Consider the following 1,158-nt stretch of genomic DNA (forward strand, 5'->3'; position numbering starts at 1 on the left):
GTCATGAAATGGGCCGTTATTTTGGGGGTGGTTTGCTTGACTTTGGGTGGCGCCGCGCATGCAGCGGATGAGGCCATTGTTTTGGAGGCCCGTTTTGCAGAGCCAACCCAGCGCTACCCCCACAACATCATGGGCGCGCTTAGCGCGCACACGGATTTGGTGGTGTCGTGGGCCAACTGCAAAACCTGTCCCTCGCAGGCCCAGCATTTACGTGCGCGATTGCCCGAAGCCCTGGTGTTTGAGGACTTTGCGCCGCGCTTGGTGGACATGGACGGCGGCGGCCGCTCTGAAATTTTGGTGGTGGAAAGTGACCAGGAGCAAGGGGCTCGCTTGGCGCTTTGGGCTTTGAAGGACGGTGGCTTGGTGCGTGCCGCTCAATCGGACTTCATTGGTCAGCGCTTTCGCTGGCTGGCTCCGATCGGGGTGGCCGATTTTCATGTCAATGGCGTCCCTTTGGTGGCGTATGTCGAAAAACCCCACCTGGACAAAGTGCTGCGGCTGGTGCGTCTGCAGGGCGATCGCTTGGTGCAAGTGGCGCATTTGGCGGGCGTGACCAACCAACAAATTGGCCAGGAGACGGTGCACAGCCGCATCGTTGATTGCTCGGGTCGCCCCAGCATTTTGGCGCTGTCTGCCAACGGTCAACGTGTCTTGCTCATCGGCTGGACGGCCAAAGGAAGGCAGGTGCGCGACATGGGCGCTGCCGAGGAAAAACGATTGCCCCCTCAGCTGGCTTGCGCGCCCGGTGCGCTTGACTGAGACTGAGTGGGCGTGTACGCACCCGAGTCCTCGGGCGATCGGTTTGCATTTGAAAATTCTCTGGCAGTCGATGGCCGCGATGTCGACGGTGTGCGCAGCGGCTTCCTCGGCATAAGCGGCTTGAGCCAAGGCGTGGGTGTGCGCTGTGCTTTCAGGTTTGGCTCTGCCCAGTTGCAGGTCGGATTTGGGGCGCTGCAAGAACGCGGTCTCGGCCGGGCTGCGCAGACCGTCGGCGTGGCACACGGCGGTGGTCTACTGTTGGGCAAACACCTTTGTACTGTGTGGATTGCTGCGGATGCAGAAGGCGACTATTTTGGGTTGATCCAACGACCGTTCGCGCATCCCCGACGGTGCGTTGGATCGTGCCCGGGCGCAAGTGGCTGGCCTCAGGGCAGCAGG

General features: G+C 61.4%; 2 protein-coding genes. Both read left to right on the forward strand.

Annotated elements, in window-relative coordinates; translation table 11 throughout:
* Positions 1 to 759: hypothetical protein (locus tag Q0341_RS03305; protein WP_299510541.1), on the forward strand; the 759-nt coding region annotated here is incomplete at its 5' end.
* Positions 760 to 771: 12 nt separating this feature from the next.
* A partial coding sequence (locus tag Q0341_RS03310; protein ID WP_299510543.1) for a hypothetical protein occupies positions 772 to 1,158 on the forward strand: 387 nt, incomplete at its 3' end.

Origin of the sequence: uncultured Limnohabitans sp. (assembly GCF_937889215.1) — a bacterium.
GTDB lineage: Bacteria > Pseudomonadota > Gammaproteobacteria > Burkholderiales > Burkholderiaceae_C > Limnohabitans_A.